The 16,240-nt window shown below is 51.3% G+C and carries 19 protein-coding genes; 13 read left to right on the forward strand and 6 right to left on the reverse strand.

Annotated elements, in window-relative coordinates; translation table 11 throughout:
* Positions 1 to 49: 49 nt before the first annotated feature.
* Together BM299_RS03400 and BM299_RS03405 are read left to right on the forward strand one after the other, a co-directional pair.
* Positions 50 to 274 carry a hypothetical protein gene (locus BM299_RS03400; RefSeq protein ID WP_092482174.1) on the forward strand — a complete coding sequence of 75 codons (225 nt, stop codon included), beginning with the start codon at positions 50 to 52 and terminating at the stop codon, positions 272 to 274.
* Positions 275 to 330: 56 nt separating this feature from the next.
* Positions 331 to 603: a spore coat protein gene (locus BM299_RS03405; RefSeq protein ID WP_092482059.1), complete on the forward strand. Its 273-nt coding sequence runs from the start codon at positions 331 to 333 to the stop codon at positions 601 to 603.
* A 165-nt stretch (positions 604 to 768) separates the two neighbouring features.
* Here the strand turns inward: BM299_RS03405 and BM299_RS03410 are convergent, their stop codons facing one another.
* Positions 769 to 1,917, reverse strand: a complete 1,149-nt coding sequence (locus BM299_RS03410) for an NAD(P)/FAD-dependent oxidoreductase (protein ID WP_092482060.1) — start codon at positions 1,915 to 1,917, stop codon at positions 769 to 771.
* A gap of 157 nt (positions 1,918 to 2,074) precedes the next feature.
* On the opposite strand from BM299_RS03410, the gene BM299_RS03415 reads away from it, so the two are divergent.
* The 4 genes from BM299_RS03415 to BM299_RS03430 are packed head-to-tail and all read left to right on the forward strand — an operon-like array spanning position 2,075 to position 5,539.
* Positions 2,075 to 3,703: a DAK2 domain-containing protein gene (locus BM299_RS03415; protein WP_092482061.1), complete on the forward strand. Its 1,629-nt coding sequence runs from the start codon at positions 2,075 to 2,077 to the stop codon at positions 3,701 to 3,703.
* 15 nt (positions 3,704 to 3,718) lie between these two features.
* Positions 3,719 to 4,579 carry a DegV family protein gene (locus tag BM299_RS03420; RefSeq protein WP_092482062.1) on the forward strand — a complete coding sequence of 287 codons (861 nt, stop codon included), beginning with the start codon at positions 3,719 to 3,721 and terminating at the stop codon, positions 4,577 to 4,579.
* A 55-nt stretch (positions 4,580 to 4,634) separates the two neighbouring features.
* The gene (locus BM299_RS03425) at positions 4,635 to 4,946 is read left to right on the forward strand and encodes a LysO family transporter (protein ID WP_092482063.1); all 312 of its coding nucleotides are present in this window, start codon (positions 4,635 to 4,637) and stop codon (positions 4,944 to 4,946) included.
* Complete coding sequence (locus BM299_RS03430) at positions 4,943 to 5,539, forward strand: LysO family transporter (RefSeq protein WP_092482064.1); 597 nt, start codon at positions 4,943 to 4,945, stop codon at positions 5,537 to 5,539. The genes BM299_RS03425 and BM299_RS03430 overlap by 4 nt, the downstream gene beginning before the upstream one ends.
* Before the next feature lie 385 nt (positions 5,540 to 5,924).
* On the opposite strand, the gene BM299_RS03435 is transcribed toward BM299_RS03430, so the two are convergent.
* Together BM299_RS03435 and BM299_RS03440 are read right to left on the reverse strand one after the other, a co-directional pair.
* Positions 5,925 to 7,859, reverse strand: a complete 1,935-nt coding sequence (locus BM299_RS03435) for an aldehyde ferredoxin oxidoreductase family protein (protein ID WP_165608162.1) — start codon at positions 7,857 to 7,859, stop codon at positions 5,925 to 5,927.
* Positions 7,856 to 8,119, reverse strand: a complete 264-nt coding sequence (locus BM299_RS03440; RefSeq protein WP_092482065.1) for a 4Fe-4S dicluster domain-containing protein — start codon at positions 8,117 to 8,119, stop codon at positions 7,856 to 7,858. Before BM299_RS03440 ends, BM299_RS03435 begins: the two co-directional genes overlap by 4 nt.
* 231 nt (positions 8,120 to 8,350) lie before the next feature.
* Here BM299_RS03440 and BM299_RS03445 point away from each other — a divergent pair, with 231 nt between their 5' ends.
* On the forward strand, positions 8,351 to 9,298 hold the full coding sequence (locus tag BM299_RS03445; RefSeq protein WP_092482066.1) for an NAD(P)H-dependent flavin oxidoreductase: 948 nt from the start codon (positions 8,351 to 8,353) through the stop codon (positions 9,296 to 9,298).
* Positions 9,299 to 9,310: 12 nt separating this feature from the next.
* On the opposite strand, the gene BM299_RS03450 is transcribed toward BM299_RS03445, so the two are convergent.
* Both BM299_RS03450 and BM299_RS03455 read right to left on the reverse strand, forming a co-directional pair.
* Entirely contained in the window at positions 9,311 to 9,631 is a 321-nt protein-coding gene (locus BM299_RS03450; RefSeq protein WP_092482067.1) for an AzlD domain-containing protein, read from the reverse strand.
* Positions 9,610 to 10,308 (reverse strand): AzlC family ABC transporter permease, encoded by a 699-nt coding sequence (locus tag BM299_RS03455; RefSeq protein WP_092482068.1) that lies wholly within the window; start codon positions 10,306 to 10,308, stop codon positions 9,610 to 9,612. Before BM299_RS03455 ends, BM299_RS03450 begins: the two co-directional genes overlap by 22 nt.
* Before the next feature lie 90 nt (positions 10,309 to 10,398).
* On the opposite strand from BM299_RS03455, the gene BM299_RS03460 reads away from it, so the two are divergent.
* The 5 genes from BM299_RS03460 (at position 10,399) to BM299_RS03480 (ending at position 14,727) form a co-directional block, all read left to right on the forward strand.
* The gene (locus tag BM299_RS03460) at positions 10,399 to 10,935 is read left to right on the forward strand and encodes a gamma carbonic anhydrase family protein (protein WP_092482069.1); all 537 of its coding nucleotides are present in this window, start codon (positions 10,399 to 10,401) and stop codon (positions 10,933 to 10,935) included.
* A 322-nt stretch (positions 10,936 to 11,257) separates the two neighbouring features.
* Entirely contained in the window at positions 11,258 to 11,941 is a 684-nt protein-coding gene (locus tag BM299_RS03465; protein WP_165608171.1) for a Crp/Fnr family transcriptional regulator, read from the forward strand.
* A 135-nt stretch (positions 11,942 to 12,076) separates the two neighbouring features.
* Positions 12,077 to 12,739 (forward strand): Crp/Fnr family transcriptional regulator, encoded by a 663-nt coding sequence (locus BM299_RS03470; protein ID WP_207545119.1) that lies wholly within the window; start codon positions 12,077 to 12,079, stop codon positions 12,737 to 12,739.
* A gap of 420 nt (positions 12,740 to 13,159) precedes the next feature.
* Positions 13,160 to 14,143, forward strand: a complete 984-nt coding sequence (locus BM299_RS03475; protein ID WP_131820598.1) for a sulfite exporter TauE/SafE family protein — start codon at positions 13,160 to 13,162, stop codon at positions 14,141 to 14,143.
* Between the two features lie 125 nt (positions 14,144 to 14,268).
* Entirely contained in the window at positions 14,269 to 14,727 is a 459-nt protein-coding gene (locus BM299_RS03480) for a hypothetical protein (RefSeq protein WP_092482072.1), read from the forward strand.
* A 35-nt stretch (positions 14,728 to 14,762) separates the two neighbouring features.
* Here the strand turns inward: BM299_RS03480 and BM299_RS19215 are convergent, their stop codons facing one another.
* Complete coding sequence (locus BM299_RS19215; RefSeq protein WP_165608159.1) at positions 14,763 to 14,903, reverse strand: hypothetical protein; 141 nt, start codon at positions 14,901 to 14,903, stop codon at positions 14,763 to 14,765.
* A gap of 576 nt (positions 14,904 to 15,479) precedes the next feature.
* Here BM299_RS19215 and BM299_RS03485 point away from each other — a divergent pair.
* On the forward strand, positions 15,480 to 16,178 hold the full coding sequence (locus BM299_RS03485) for a Crp/Fnr family transcriptional regulator (RefSeq protein WP_245779626.1): 699 nt from the start codon (positions 15,480 to 15,482) through the stop codon (positions 16,176 to 16,178).
* The last annotated feature ends 62 nt before the right edge of the window (positions 16,179 to 16,240 follow it).

Here is a 16,240-nt window from a genome sequence, read left to right on the forward strand (position 1 = left end):
GGGTGCAAAAAATAACATTGTAAAAATTTGCAGGGGGGTGAAAAAGAAAATGCATATGGGGAGACTTACCGAGATGGAAAAGCTGGCCATTGAGGAGCAACTGCGGGCCGAGGAGCTCTGTGCCAAAAAGGTGCAGTTATACATGAGCGTCAGCCGCGACCCGGCGGTGCAATCCGTCCTGCAGCAATTGGCCGAAAAGGGGCAGCGGCACATCAGCACCTTGAACAGCATGCTGCAGGATGCCGGCTTTTCGCCCACTATGTCGCAGCATTAAACCTTGTATGTTGGTAAGCGCGACAGGACATTAAATGCATACCGGGAGGTGTAAATATGCAGTTCGGAGACAAGGATATCATGACCGACTTGCTCATGGGCACCAAGTATATTTCCGGCAGTTACCATAAGGCGGTTTTGGAATCTGCCAACGATAGGATTCGCAATACGCTGATCCAGCTTAACAATGACGAAATTAACCTGCAGAAACAGATTTTTAATTTAATGCATGACCGCAACTGGTACGAAGTGCGTCCCGCAAATACCGCGGGCTGGCAGGCCAGGCCGGGCATGGGAGCCATGGGAATGCAGCAACAAATGCCTTATTAGATGCTTTTATAGCCTGTGCAATTAAAGCCCGCGTGAACAGGGCTTTAATTTTTTTTGTTTTTAAGCCAGGAAAGTATACTCAAAAAGGGGACTGGCAAAAAAGGGGACTGGCTCCATTTTCGTTTTTTGAAAATGGTGCCTGTCCCCTTTTTTGCCCCGGGCGGGCTAGAAAAGGGCGTTTTCGGCCAGGCTGGTGTTGTTGAAACGGTTGGGGGAAAGAGGCGCCGGGTCCAGGGGCGGTTTTTCCCCCAGGACGAGACAAGCGGTGATCAACCCGATGGCAGGGGCGTGCATGAAGCCGTTGCCGCCGAATCCCCCGGCGCAGTAAAAGCCCTTAATTTGCGTTTCGCCCAGGATGCCCAGGCCGTCCGGGGTCAGGGAGCGAATGCCGGCGTAGACGCGGGTAATCTGGGCTTCTTCCAGGACCGGGATGCGGGCGGTGGCCGCCTCAATAAAATCTGTCAGCCGGGACCGGTCCACCGCGGTTTCCAGCCCGGGGGCGCTGTTCCGGTCGGTGCCGCCCAGGAGCAGGATGCCGTTTTTTTCTGCGTGTATATAAAACCCCGTATCCAAGTCTACAATCAGCGGTATGTCGGGGGGGATGTCCGGCATGGGGGCACAGACATATACCTGCCGGCGGTAAGGGGCTGCGGGAATATCCAGGCCGGCGGACCGGGCCACCAGATGCAGGTGGGGTCCGGTGGCGTTGATGACCACGGGGGCGTGTATTTCTTCCCGGCCGGCCTGCACCCCCTTGACGGCACCGTTTTGTACGATAACGGCACCTGCCTCGGTGCTGTAAAAAACTTCCACGCCCAGCCGGCGGCACTGTTTGAAATAACCTTCCATTACACCGTAGGGGTCGGCATAGGCGTCCAGCGGACAATAACTGCCGCCCAGCAGGTCACCGGTGCGTATAAAGGGGTGCCGGGCGGCAATTTCCTCCGGTGCCGGCAATTCCGCAGGCACAGCCAGCCGTTCCATTTGATTGTGCATTTCCTTTAATATCGCCCAGCGCCGTTCCCGGGAGGTTACAAAAAGGTAGCCCCGGCGGCGAAAGTAGATGGGGTACTGCATTTCTGCTGCAAAACGGATAAAATAAGGGTAACTGATTTGAGTCAACTGAATATTAAACGGGTTGGTAAACTGGTGCCTGATACCCCCGGTGCACTGGGCGGTGGAACCCGCACCGTGGAATTTTTCCTTTTCCAGGATGACAATGCGCAAATTTTTATTTTTGCCGGCCAGGTGATAGGCCGTGCTCAGGCCGATCACCCCGGCGCCGATGACAATAACATCCGCCGTTTCTGTCATGGGTTTTCTCCTCTCTCAAAGCACATGTTATATAATAATATGAAGTTGATGTCAGTTTTTCAACGCAATTGATAAAAGGTTTGCCGGTAAAAATGAAGAATTAATATTTTCGGGTATTTTATATGAGGTCATTGTAATTGACAAGGGGGAAATTTTTTTGTACATATTTTCCTTTGACGGAGAGCAATTGAAATATATGTTGATCGGCGCCGCCAACCAGCTGGCGGAAAACAAGGCGGAAATTGACGCGCTGAATGTGTTTCCGGTGCCCGACGGGGATACCGGCACCAACATGTACCTGACCCTGCTGGCCGGGGTCAAGGAAGCACGGCAGGTGGACAGCGAAAAAATAGGCGAAGTGGTGGACGCTGCCGCCCGTGGTTGTCTCTTGGGGGCGCGGGGAAACTCCGGTGTCATTTTGTCCCAGATATTAAGCGGTTTTGCCGGGGCCCTGCGAGGCAAAGAACGGGCCGGCGCCGCCGATATCGCCCGGGCGTTTCGCAGCGGCGCCCGGGCCGCATACCAGGCCGTGGGCAACCCTGTGGAAGGGACCATCCTGACCGTGTGCCGCAAAACAGCCGATGCGCTGGAAAAAGCAGCCTCCAGAAGCAAGGACCCGGTGCGGGTGCTCCTTCATGCTTACCGGGCGGCCGGACAGGCCCTGGAAGAAACCCCGGACCTGCTGCCGGTGCTGCGGGAAGCCGGCGTGGTGGACGCCGGCGGCAAGGGGCTGGTGGTGGTTTTGGAAGGGATTATCCGGGCCCTGAAAGACGCCGCCGCCCGGCGCGATATAGAATTGTTCGACCTGGCGACCAGCCAGCAAAAGGAGTTTGTCCGTACCCGGCCCATCGACTTTACTGATGAGATCGAATTTACTTACTGTACTGAATTTATAGTTTCAGGCAGGCAGATACCGGTGGATACATTGCGCCAGGAATTGGCCCCATACGGCGATTGCCTGCTGGTGGTGGGCGACGACCGGGCTACCAAGGTGCATATTCATTCCAACCACCCGGGGCTGGTGCTGGAATGCGGATTGAAGTACGGTGCCCTGCAGGCGGTGCGGATAAGCAACATGGAAGAGCAGCACCAGGAGATGCGGGCAAGGCCGGCCCAGGCGGGTGCGGCCAAACCGGTGGGCGTGGTGGCCGTGGGGGCCGGGGAAGGTATTGCCACCATCCTGGAAAGCATGGGGGTGGACGTGGTTGTTGAGGGGGGGCAGACTATGAACCCTTCGGCAGAAGATTTGATGCAAGCTATTAAAAGCTGTAATGCAGAAGCGGTAATAGTTTTACCCAATAATGCCAATATCCTGCTGTCGGCCCGGCAGGCGGCCGCTCTGGCCGGCAAGGAAGTGCATGTGGTGCCGGCGGTAACCATTCCGCAGGCCTTTACTGCGCTGCTGGCCTATAATCCATACGACAGCGTGGGGGAAAATGCCGACCGGATGCAAGCCGTTCTGGGGGATGTCAAGACCGGGGAAGTGACCATGGCGGTGCGGGATACATCGGTGGACGGCATGTCCATCGCCAAAGGAGATTTTATCGGTATGGCTGACGGTCGGCTGTTGGCGTTTGATCACTACCTGGATAACCTGGTCATGGCGCTGGTGCGGAAAATGATTGATGATGATACCGGCCTGGTGGCCCTTTACTACGGAGCGGATACTGCCGGCGGGGAAGCCAGGGAGATTTTGGGCAAACTGGAGGATGAGTTTGCCGGCATAGATTTTGAACTGCATTATGGCGGCCAGCCCTTGTATAATTTTATAATTTCCATCGAATAAGGAAGGTGTTTCGATATGGCCCGGGTGCGTATTGTCACTGACAGTACAGCTGATTTGCCGGCGGACGTGGTGCATAAATATGGTATAACGGTGGTGCCCCTGAAAGTGTTTTTCGGTTCGGAGTGTTTCCTGGACGGGGTGGACCTGAAAACCGGCGAATTTTATCGCCGCCTGGAATCCAGCCGGGAACTGCCCACCACTTCCCAGCCTTCGCCGGCTGAATTCGTTGAGTACTACCGGCCCTTGGTGGAAGAGGGGGCGGACATTATTTCCATACACATTTCCATGCACATGAGCGGTACCGTCCATTCTGCCCAGTTGGCCAAAACTATGTTGAAATACGACCGGTTGGCAGTGATAGATTCCCGTACGGTCAGCGTGGTGCTGGGGATGATCGTGTTGGGGGCGGCCCGCGCTGCGGCCGCCGGTTGTTCCCGGGAAGAGGTCATGGACGTGGTGGATAAAATGATTGCTGACCACCGGGTTTACTTTATGGTGGACACCCTGGAGTACCTGCAGCGCGGGGGGCGTATCGGCAAGGCCCAGGCCTTTTGGGGCACCATTTTAAATGTAAAACCCGTCTGCACCATTCGGAAGGGAATCATCTGTCCTCATGAAAAGGTGCGGGGGCGCAAAAAAGCCGTCAACCGGCTGGTACAGCTTATCGGAGATAGTTTTCGGGACACGGAATCGCTTTTTTGTTTTCTCACGCACGGTAACGACCCGGAAGGACTGCAGGAACTGCAAAAGCTGGTGCAGGCCGGGCTGAACTGCGCGGAAATTATGATCAGCCAGATGGGCGCGGTGGTGGGAACTCACGTCGGTCCGGGTGTGCTGGGCCTGGGGGTCTGCCGGTACAATTACCTGGATAAATAAGCGCCGGTGCGGTAACGCGCCGCCATTTTTATTTTTTACGTGGGGAGAAAGAACAATGACATTAATATTTGTCAGCCTGGGCATAGGCATAATTTGGGGGCATTTGCGCCCGTTATCGGGCCGGGGGGCACGGGCGGCCCATGTAGTAACCCTGGCGGGGCTGTTTATCATGCTGGTATCCATGGGCGCGCAACTGGGCAGTGATGAACGGGTGCTGGCGAACCTGGGGCGGATGGGGCTGCAGGCGGTTGTGCTGTCGGTTTTTAGTGTGCTGGGCAGCGTGCTTATGGTATACCTGGCCCGCAACTTTATTTACCGGGGTTTGGATGCAAAGTTGACCCGCGGGCAAAGGAGGGAAAAGCAATGACTGTATTGGTAATCGGCGCCATTCTGGCGGGCGTAATGCTGGGCTACTGGCTGCTGCCGCCGGACATAACAACCCACCTGGATACTGTTACCACTGTTGCCCTGTGTCTGATGTTGGTGGGAGTGGGCATGGACCTGGGAAGCCAGCGCCAGACCTGGCTGCGCCTGCGGGCCCTGGGCTGGAAGGTGCTGCTGGTGCCCGCCCTGGTGGCCCTGGGCAGCCTGGCCGGCGCGGTGGCCGGGGGGGGGCTGCTGGGATTGCCCGTCAATGAGTCGTCGGCTATCGGCGCGGGATTTGGCTGGTACAGCCTGTCCGGGGTGCTCATTGCCAAGATATACAGCGTGGAAACCGGGGCGCTGGCGTTTTTGACCAATATCAGCCGGGAACTCTTGGCTTTCGTGCTCATTCCGGCGCTGGCGGTGCGATTGGGCCACCTGGTGGCGGTATCTCCCGGCGGGGCCACCACCATGGATACCACCCTGCCTTTGATTGCGCGGTCCACCGACGCGGATACCACGGTGATCGCCGTGGTCAACGGAACCACCTTATCTGCCCTGGTGCCGTTTCTGGTGCCGCTGTTGATACACCTGTAGCGGGCCAGGTAAGGTGGTCCACTTACAACATGGAACAATAACGGTTTATGTGGTATTACTGTTGCAGGAAAAGGATCTACAACTTTTTTTACCCCAACCCAACAAATAGTATCAGGTTTGGGTTTAGATGTAATAGAAGAGTCATTACCAGTAAAACAGTTAGAACCTACAATATAAATGAACTACAAGGCACAGAGGAGCCGGGGAATATTCGATATTTTGTGTGAATGGCTTCTAGCCTTAAAAATAGATTTATCTTTATGTAATAGAGGGGTATTTTTTTGTGTTATTTTTTATCGTTTGGCTAAATAAGAAACTTGGTTTTTGAGGTAAATCCTGAACCTATCAGAACGCATTGCTGTTACCCCCTCTGTTAGAATAGTTTTTAAAACAAATCATCAAGTTTTAACTCGGCCAGTTTTTGAGGGGTAGGTTTTCCGGTTTGTGGGTCCCAGCCCCGGGCGCGGTAGTAGTCGGCCAGGGTTTCCCGCACTTTGGTCCGGTCCAGTTTGCGTCCTTTTTGGGGGCCGGCGCCCACCGGTTCCTCGTAAAACCGGGCGGGGTAGTCGCTATAGGCGGGTTTTTCCCCGTGTTTGATGTTAAACAGCTTTTGCAGGTTCCAGGTCCTTTCCCCGGCCTGGATAGCATCCTCCGGGGTGATGTCGATGCCTGTGAGGGCTGAATACAGCCCGGCGATGAGGGTGGGCCCGACGGTGTGCAGCACCGGGGGCCTGATGCACATGCCCGTGGCGTTGTAAAGTGAAATCAGGTCCTCGGACCACTTGCTCATTTTGGGGATGTCCACGTCCCGGGTGGTGGGATCGAAGATCTCTTTTTTCAGTGCTTCCGGCATGTCCAGGTTGTGGTACATGGCTTCCGGAAAGGCAAATTTCTCCGTGCGGTAGGGCGTTGGGTTGTCATTATAGCGTAAATTTTCCACCGGGTTGCGGGTGCGCAGGTGGTCGCCGCCTCGGATGTTGGTAATGTATCCCAGGGTCCAGGTGGACCAGCGCCCGCGCGGGTCGATTAAAAAGCACTCCAGCCCTTTGACATGGGGGACGTTTTTATCGCTGCCCGTGATGCGGTCTGAGGCCCGGCGGGTGCCCTCGGCCAGCGTATCCCCGATCCCCTGCCGGTGGGCGATGTCGTGCAGCAGTTTAAAGGTTTGCTCTTCGCTGCCCCAGGGCAGGGGATAACCCAGGTCGCCCTCGCTTATTGTTCCCTTCTCGTATAACTCCATGGCCAGGGCCACGGCTGAGGCAGCGGAAACCATGTCCAGGCCCAGGCGCTGGCAAATTTCCGTGATGCGGGCGATGGCCGGCAGGTTGTTGATATCGCAACCGGCTCCGAACCCGATTACCGGTGTTACCTCCATATCCTTGACTTTCAAGCCCTTATACGGGCCGTCTTTGATTTCCACCCAGTGGGCGCAGGCGATGGGACAGGCGATGCAGGCCACCCCGCGGTTGCTGTACCGGGATACCTGTTTGCGGCTTCTGGATTCCACCCAACCGTCAACGATACCGGTTTGAAAGTTGCGACCGGGCAGGATGCCGAATTCCTGGTAGGGCAGGGTTACCAGCATGGTGCCGAAGCGTTCGAAGGGGCCGTAAAATGGGGAAGCGTAAATGGCCTTGCGGGTGGCCGCCACCTTTTCCATGAATTCCCGCCGCCGGGCCACTCGAACATGTCCGGTGCCCCGGACGGCGACGGCTTTCAGATTTTTGGAGCCCATCACCGCCCCCAGGCCGGTGCGGGCCCAGGCATCGAATGGACCGTTTTCGATGCTGGCGAAACGGACCAGGTTTTCGCCTGCGGGGCCGATGGAGGCCACTTGCATATCCCGGTCCCGTAATTCAGCGCGCAGGGCGGCAATGGTTTCCCAGGCATCCCGGCCCCACAGGTGTCCGGCGGGAATGATGCGCACGTTATCGTTGGTAACCAGGATATAAACCGGGTGCGCGGCCCGGCCCCGGATGACGATGCCGTCATAACCGGCGTATTTAAGCTCGCTGCCCCAGTAATTACCGGAGTTGGCGGTGCCGAACAGGCCGGTGGCCGGGGATTTGGCCGACACTTCCGACCGGCTGGCGGTGGGAACATTGGTGCCCACCAGTGCGCCCACGTGGAAAACCAGTATGTTTTCGGGGCCCAGGGGGTCGGCGCCGGCCGGTAGTTCTTCATACAATACTTTGGCGTTAAATCCCACGCCGGAAAGGTATTTTCGATTACTCTCCCCATCCGGCAGGTAAGTTTTAATGCTATGCGTGGAAAGGTCAATGTCAAGGATTTTTCCTGCATATCCGAAGATTGCCGTCATCTGCTGCTTACCTCCCTCTCTTTTTTCCCCGGTACATCCACCAGTTGCAGGGCTCCTGACGGGCAGACCCGGGCGCATTGTTTACACCCGTTACAGGTAGAGGAAAATCGCAGTTCAAACGTTCCGGCAAATTCGTCCCGGCAAATGCGGATATTGGCCCGCCCGGTGTCAAACACACCGTGGTGGGCCAGTGAACAGGTCAGGGCGCAGGTGCTGCAGCCGATGCACTGCCACGGTCTGACTATTATTTCGGTGGCCATAATTTTCACCACGCAAAAAAAGTTTGTGAAATATATTCAATATTTTTTTCCTTTTACCTTTATTCAGTGACTATTTAAATAACATAAAAAGAGAAAAAGTTTCAGGTATTTGCCAGGATTGGTATTGTGGATTATATTATAATAGATTACGATAAAATATAAGTTATAAGGGGTTACGGCGGTAAATAATTATGTACCGTCAAAAAGCAATTATTGAAGGGAGAATATGGTTTGCAATTACCACAACTAAAAATTGGCAATTTGCTTCCCAGGCTGCCTATTATCCAGGGAGGAATGGCTCTGCGGGTGTCCACCGCTTCGCTGGCCGCCGCCGTGGCCAACGCCGGGGGCATCGGGGTGATCGGGGCCACCGGGATGGAGTCGGACGAGCTGCGCGAGGAAATCAGGTTAGCGCGCGGGCAGACTGACGGCATTATCGGGGTGAACATTATGTTTGCCATTCGCAATTTTGCCACCCTGGTGCGGACGGCCCTGGAGGAAAAAATAGACGTCATATTCTCGGGGGCGGGTTTTTCCCGGGATATATTCGGTTGGGGGCGCGAGGCCGGGGTGCCCGTGGTTTCCATAGTTTCCTCGGGCAAGCTGGCCGCCATTGCCGAGAAATACGGCGCCGCCGCAGTGGTGGCCGAAGGTACGGAAGCCGGGGGACATTTGGGCACCAACCGCTCCATTTGTGAAATACTGCCGGAGATCAGAAAGAGAGTGAAAATCCCGGTGATTGCCGCCGGCGGCATCGTCGACGGTTTTGGGGTGGCCCGGATGCTCAAACTGGGCGCCGACGGGGTGCAAATGGCTACCCGTTTTGTATTGAGCAAGGAGTGCGCTGTGGCCGATGCTTTCAAGGAAATGTACCTGCGGGCCAGGCCGGAGGATGTGCTGGTGGTGGAAAGTCCAGTGGGCATGCCCGGGCGGGCTTTGCGCAACAAGTTTGTAGACAAGTTGATGCATGGCACTCAACCCGGACCGGAGCGATGCCGCAACTGCCTCAAAGCATGTTCCAACAAGTATTGTATCATGGATGCCCTGGAGAACTCCCGTACCGGGGAGGTGGACGAGGGGCTGGTTTTTTGCGGGCAAAATGTGTTTAAAATCAAGGAAATCCTGTCCGTTAAAGAAATTTTTCAGCGCATCGTGCGCGAGGTTCAATCGGTGAGTTAAAGCACCCGTTGTTCAAAACAGGTATTGTATAACCAGCAGCACGGTGATCGCGCCGGCCAGGCTGAAAGCGATGTTCCGAGTGAAATAGGCGATTATGCCGGCAGCCAGCACGGTGACCAGGTCGGTCACGTGGGCCTGCGGTGCCAGGCTGTTGCCTTCCACCAGCAGGGGCGGCGTGATCATGCTGGCAAAAATAACGGTGGGCAATAATTTGAGCCATTTGCGCACCGGTTGGGAAAGATTTGTTTTATTTAAAATGTAATAGGGCAATAAACGGGGGATGGCGGTTACGAGGGCCATTCCGCCGATGATCAACCAGATTTTTGCGTCCATTTTTGCACCCCCAGTACGGTTACGGAAGCTATCAAGCTGGCCAGCAGAATGGCAGTGTTGCGGTAGCCGCCCATGGTGAACGCCACGGCAAGGGTACCGGCCAGTACCGCCGCCCAAAATTCCGGATAGCTGGAAACTGAAAGCACCAGGATGGCGGCAAACAACGAATAAAGGGCGGCCTGCATGCCCAAGTCCGCCAGCCCGGGAAGCGCACTGCCCAGCAGCAGACCGGCCAGCGTGGCTATAAACCACTGTACATAGACAGACAGGTTGGCGCCTACTATATACTGGTAAGAGGCCCGTTGTCCCTTGCCCAAGCGCTGGGAAATCAGGGCGAAGCTTTCGTCGGTAATAAGCAGTCCGACGGGCAGGTAACTTGCCAGGCGGCGGCCCGGGATCAGGCCGGCCACGTATGAACTCATCAGGAAATGCCTTAGGTTGATAAAGAAAGTACCTAAAACGATGGTGGTGGCGGAAGCCCCCGCGCCGAGCATAGTGATTGCCAGGAACTGGCTGGCACCGGCAAAAACAATGGTGGACATACCCACGGCGGCCCAGGTCGACAGCCCTGCATCGGCGGACATGGTGCCAAACAACAGGCCCAGCGGAAGCAGCTCAAAGGCAAAGATAAAGGTGGCGACAAAACCCTGAATAAATTCTCTGGTACCGTCTCGCAAAATAATCACCGCTTTGTATTTGGTTAGTTGGAGTTACTTTTTTAGCATACACCTGATGTGTTTTATGTCAAGTATTTCAGGAGGGTTTTTATGACAGAAAAAAACATTTACGCTTACGGAGATAGAAAACCGGTGCTGCACGAAACTGTTTTTATCGCCCCCGGAGCCCGAGTCATTGGCCGGGTGGAGATCGGCGCTGATTCCAGTGTCTGGTATAATGCGGTAATCCGCGGTGATGTTGATGAGGTGAAAATTGGTGCCGGTACCAATATACAGGATGGAGCGGTGCTGCACGAGGACGGAGGCTTCCCGCTGGTCATCGGGGACAACGTAACGGTGGGGCATAATGCCATATTGCATGGCTGCCACGTCGGTAACGGCGCTGTGGTCGGCATGGGGGCCATTATTATGTCCGGAGCCCGGATCGGCGCCAACAGCGTCATCGGAGCCGGGGCGCTGGTGCCCGGGGGCAAAGAGTTTCCACCCAACGTGCTGGTCATGGGGTCCCCGGCCAGGGTAGTGAGGGAATTGTCCCAGGAAGATATAGAGAACTTCGGTAAAATGGCAAAACATTACCGCAAGCGGGCCATATACTGCCGGGGGGAGGACCAAAATCCCGATTTTTAAAGCTGTGGGACAGGTAGTGTCACTTGTTCAGAGGGTTCTAACCGAAGGTAATACTTTCAGGCCCCAAAAAAACTGATTTGTGTTATAATATAAATTGCTGTTTATATTTTGCGCAATTTTGTTCCTGCTGTTTTTGGCGCTGGTTGTCGGCTGCTATTTTTAACTTGCGCAAATTTTTAAAAAATCATATGATAACCCTAAGCATTTGCTTGTATCAGGGTGGCATATTGAAATATTGTTAATATATTAATTAATTGGTTTTTGTTGCTAATAAGATCGTTGCAAAATGAGGTGATAAAATATGAGTAACATCAGCGGTATCATGGATTTGTCCGCCAACAGCAACATATTGAGGTCCGACCCCATGCTGACCGAGATGGAAAAGATGCTTATCCGGGGGGCCGGTTCCATGGTACATTATCCCAAGGGGCACGTAATATTTGCCGCCGGAGATATTTCCGACCGGGTTTACTTGCTGGAGAGCGGGTGGGTGAAGATTTACCGGCTGTCCGCCGACGGTCGGAGGGTTACGGTTGGCAGTATCCGCAATCCCGGTGAATTGATGGGCCTGGCGGAAGCCATACTGGGGGTGGAGCGTACCTGCTTTGCCGGAGCCATTAACAATGTATCCATGGTGGTTATGACCAAAAGCAAATTTGAGGAACTAATGGCCCAGCATCCTTTTTTGGCCATAAAAGTGGCCAAGTTACTGGGTGCCAGGATGCGCGAGGCGGAGGCCATTATCCACGAAATGGTTTGCTGGCAGGCTCCCGGCAGATTAGCTCTGATGCTGATGAAAATGGGCGAGCGGATGGGCGAGCAGACCAAGAACGGCATCAAGATAAACCTGCAGCTGACGCATGAAGAAATAGCCAACATGGTGGGAACATCCCGGCAGACGGTTACTTCGCTGCTGAACACCTTCAAGCAGGAAAAAAGCATTGTTTTTGAAGGACGGACGATTCGCATCGTCAATCCCGATAAACTGGCCAAATGGGTGGTATAAAAGACCGGTAGCTGTTAGCGCCGGTCTTTTGACATTTAAGCGACTGATTATTGTCTGATGTGTGACTGCAATGAAGGACAAAAGATATTTTAATGTATTAAGGTGCTTTATTTAATGTCAAGCGGAGGAAAGTCCATGGATATAAAAAACATAGTTAAACTGGAAGATTGCGAAAGGGAAATGTTGCGTCAGGTGGGATTGACCAGGTATTATAAACGGGGGGAAAACATTTTTTGCCACGGGGACCCGGCGGACCGGGTATACTTGATTGAAAGCGGTTGGGTCAAAATTTTTCGTATTAATGGGAACGGACGGTACGTTACGGTGGGTTCCATACGCCAGCCCGGTGAAATGATGGGGTTGGCGGAAGCGCTGCATGGTGTGGAGCGTACCTGTAACGCCGGTGCCGTTACGGATGTGCAACTGGTAACCATTTACCGGGAAAAGTTTTTCGAATTGCTGGAATGCGAGACGTTGCTGGCCTTGAAGGTGGCCAAACTACTGGCCTTTCGCATGCGGGACGCCGAGATGGCCGTGCATGAAATCGTCACCCGCCAGGTGGCGGGCCGTTTGGCCACGCTTTTGTTGAAATTTGCGGAAAGCTGCGGCCAGCAGGTAGCCGGCGGAATTACCATTGAACCCCGTTTTACCCACGAGGAACTGGCAGCCATGATCGGGGCGTCCCGGCAGACGGTTACGGCGATACTGACTGCCATGCGTGACGAACAATGCGTGGAAATTGAAGGGGGCTCGATAAAAATAACCAACTGGCATGCTCTGCAGCGCTTTATTTCCTGATGTGTAAGGTGTCAGTCGATTGTTCGCGCCGGCGCTGCGAATAAAAAGATACAAATACAACTCATAAAAAGGTGTCGTGCAGGCGACACCTTTTTGTCGTTAAGACGACTTTTTGACTGTCAAGCCGGTGACATCTAGCGTATAAATTATTTGCTATGCTTATTGTAAACATTATTAAAAATGATCATTATTCTAAAATGTTAAGCCTTTCTTGCTTTGATCTGGTCATGGCCGTTATAGCTGACGGTCATGCGATAATAATACGCTTTCCGGCAACTGTTTATAAAAAAAGTCTGATGATTAATTAATTTAACATCGGTTGTCAGGCAGCGTGAAAATTATTCAAAAGGGGGGGATTTGACAAGTAACAGTAGTAATACTATTTATTTTCAAAATAAAAATAACAGGGGGGTTTTTGTTTTGGATCTTATAGCAGGTAATCCAATAATGATTTTGCTTTGGGGAATTATCGTAGGTTATGTGTTTTCCACAGTAGGTGCCGCCGGCGCTATCTTAACCTTTATCGGTCAAACCATTGTGTTTAAGTTTGACAAGGCCATGATCAAGAACCTCATGGGCGCCGGGGTGGCGGAGGCTGAAGCCAAAGCTGCCGCCAAAAACACCTTGAAGGTGCATAATTTGATGGCTGTTATCTTTTCTCCCATTATTGCGGTACCCAGGTACTTTAAGGAGAAAAGGGTGGCCATACCCCTTGCCATGTGCGTAGCTGCCGGTGTAGTCCTGGGCGCAATAATAGGCCCCATGATCCCCATGACCTTAAAACAATATAAGTTCTGGTTCGGGGTTATTACTTTCTTTATTGGCATTAGATTATATTATGAAACCACTGAAACTTATCGTAAAGGTAAACAAAAACTGCAGAACATTTCCAAAAAGTTTGAAGCCAAGGTTAAAGAACTTAAACAGTCCGGCAATTGGAACGAACTGGCTGCTGAAGGTTTTAAAGTCAACAGATTCAATGTTTCCAGCTTAAAGTTCACTTTCTGGGGTGAGGAATTCTCCATTAACCCCATTATGGCAGCAGTGGGTGGTTTCTTTATCGCCATTATCGCTTCCATGTTCGGTCTGGGCGGCGGCTTTATGCTGGTGCCGTACCTGTCCTCCGTATTCGTGTTGCCGATGTTCGTAGTTTCCGGCACTTCTATTACCATTGTGCTTGTTAACTCCGTGGTGGCTATTATCAGCTACCTGCAAAAAGGCGCCCAGCCCGACCTTTTGTTTATGGGTATCATGCTGGTTGGTATCGCCATCGGTTCCTTTGTCGGGCCTGCTACCCAGAAGTATTATAAAGAAAAATATCTCAGGTTGTTCCTGGCAGCCATTCTGCTTTTCTACGGCCTGCGCTATATGGGCGTATGGGCTGCGCTGGGTATTCCTATCTAAGGTAAATTAACTTGGATTTTTTAAAAGCTATCACCGGGGATAATCCCAGTGATAGCTTTTTAATGCATTTGACCTCTATTTAAATTACTTATATACTGTTACAATAGAAATTTTGAAGGGTAGTGGTGGTAATAAATGTAAAAGCTGCCTTTTTTGTCAGCTTGCTTGCTGTTATTGTGACCACACTGGTGGTTATAATATCTGCCCGGCTGTCCCAACAAAAGAGAAAAGACGAAATAATGTCCGAAATAAAAAAATATAACGAGCTTTCCAGGGATGCTTCCGAAGTAGGGGCTAAAAGTATGTACGCCGCATTTCAGAAACAAGGTAATGAAACGCTGATGAATTATTTTATGACCATCTATAAAGAAGCTGTAGTGGAAATTGCTTTACACGTCCTAGCCTTGGGCATTTTACAAAAATATTACCCAGTAACGGTTATTCGCTTTCCAATTCATGTGTGGGGTTTCGGGGACGGTTTGGGCAGCGTGGGTTGGTATGTTATCAGTGCTTTTGCATTTTTCTTTCTGGTTATTAAACGTCTAAGGCCAAAGATTAGATTTTTTAGACCTTACTGGGTATAACCAGCCTTAAAGGCAATTATCAAGTTGTATCAGTTTTAATGCGTTTCGTCATAGGAAAGTCTGGTCACCCGGGTGAAATTACCTTTGCGGATTTCTTCCCGGGTGGCCTTTTTTTCTAAAAAATCGCTCATTCCCGGAGCCACTTGGGGGCGGGTTTTTTTTCTTTCTTTTTTCAAACTGTTCACCTCCAAATTTATTTTATCCCCTTATAGTTTTAATTTTAAGTTATTGCATATATTATTTTTCACCATTGAAAATTAGTTAATACTTAATGGTTACGCCCTTGCTGGGAAAGATTTAAAGTCCTTGGCGAACACAGCAGGTTGAAAATACTAAAACTTTTGTCCATTAACGTGATGGACCGGGACATCTTTGAGCACTAGGGGTAAGCGTTAGCAAATGATTTTGAATTTCTTTCAATACTGCTGACTCCATAATTACCCCTCCATCTAGTAATATCATAAGCAAATTTCAGCTTATTTTAGCATAGGTAAAAATGCAACATCTTCAAGTAGTAGGCGACATTTATTGACGCGTAAGGCTGAATTTTAATAAGAGTTATAAAATTATCTCATTGAAATTAGCGCAAAATTTAATGAACCCATTTATTTTGAATCGCTATGAGATCGCTTTTCCAGTTGATTATTCAAATGGAAAATACTTTTGTTTAACGAAATAGTCAAAGCTCTTTATCAAAATTGTCAGTTATATTACAATAGATTATATGAGTAGGTACTAAGGAGGTGAAATATTTGACTCAGTCCTCAATTGAATCAAATGATTATCCGTTCAATTTAGTCGCTAATAAATTAACTCTCAATGAATCGGATAAAAACATTTTCAATGCATACGGTAACAAGTTTCATTATATCAAGGGGCAATTGCTTTTTGCTGCTGGGGATAAGTCGGATCATATCTATTTCATCGAAAAAGGTTTGTTAAATATTTACCGGCTAACCAACAAAGGACACCAGGTAACAGTGGCCTTTCGCAACGCCGGTGAAGTTGTGGGTCTGGCTGAGGCCCTCTATGGAGGGGAAAGAATATGTTTTGCAGAGGCTATGGAAGATTTAACAGTAATCGCAGTGAGTTATAAAGATTTTAAAAAGATTCTAGCTAATAACCCAATTTTAGCAATAAGCGTGGCTGAGGTTTTAGGATCACGGTTAAGAGAAGCCCACTCCGTGATTCATGAAATGGCCTACTGCCAGGTTCCCGCAAGGATTGCTTCTGTACTGATCAAACTTGGAGAAAAAAGTAACTTATCTTCAAAAGATGGCTTACAAATAAATTTAAAATTAACTCATGAAGAGATAGCTCGAATGGTAGGTACATCCAGGCAAACTGTTACCTCGGTTTTAAATACATTTAAAAAAGAACAGAGTGTGATCTTTAAAGGGAGGGATATATATAAAATATATCCCGAAAAGCTGGCCAGCTGGATAAGCTAATTAAAAGCCCAAAGGGCTTTTTTTTTGTCGAAAAGGTTACATTCAAATGTCGCAAACCCGAC

This window comes from Desulfoscipio geothermicus DSM 3669, assembly GCF_900115975.1.
Taxonomy (GTDB): Bacteria; Bacillota; Desulfotomaculia; order Desulfotomaculales; family Desulfallaceae; genus Desulfoscipio; species Desulfoscipio geothermicus.

Coding starts and splice junctions, on each gene's coding strand:
- BM299_RS03400 (WP_092482174.1), top strand. CDS start 50: ATGCATATGGGGAGACTTACCGAGATGGAAAAGCTGGCCATTGAGGAG.
- BM299_RS03405 (WP_092482059.1), top strand. CDS start 331: ATGCAGTTCGGAGACAAGGATATCATGACCGACTTGCTCATGGGCACC.
- BM299_RS03410 (WP_092482060.1), bottom strand. CDS start 1,917: ATGACAGAAACGGCGGATGTTATTGTCATCGGCGCCGGGGTGATCGGC.
- BM299_RS03420 (WP_092482062.1), top strand. CDS start 3,719: ATGGCCCGGGTGCGTATTGTCACTGACAGTACAGCTGATTTGCCGGCG.
- BM299_RS03425 (WP_092482063.1), top strand. CDS start 4,635: ATGACATTAATATTTGTCAGCCTGGGCATAGGCATAATTTGGGGGCAT.
- BM299_RS03430 (WP_092482064.1), top strand. CDS start 4,943: ATGACTGTATTGGTAATCGGCGCCATTCTGGCGGGCGTAATGCTGGGC.
- BM299_RS03435 (WP_165608162.1), bottom strand. CDS start 7,859: ATGACGGCAATCTTCGGATATGCAGGAAAAATCCTTGACATTGACCTT.
- BM299_RS03440 (WP_092482065.1), bottom strand. CDS start 8,119: ATGGCCACCGAAATAATAGTCAGACCGTGGCAGTGCATCGGCTGCAGC.
- BM299_RS03450 (WP_092482067.1), bottom strand. CDS start 9,631: ATGGACGCAAAAATCTGGTTGATCATCGGCGGAATGGCCCTCGTAACC.
- BM299_RS03460 (WP_092482069.1), top strand. CDS start 10,399: ATGACAGAAAAAAACATTTACGCTTACGGAGATAGAAAACCGGTGCTG.
- BM299_RS03465 (WP_165608171.1), top strand. CDS start 11,258: ATGGATTTGTCCGCCAACAGCAACATATTGAGGTCCGACCCCATGCTG.
- BM299_RS03470 (WP_207545119.1), top strand. CDS start 12,077: ATGGATATAAAAAACATAGTTAAACTGGAAGATTGCGAAAGGGAAATG.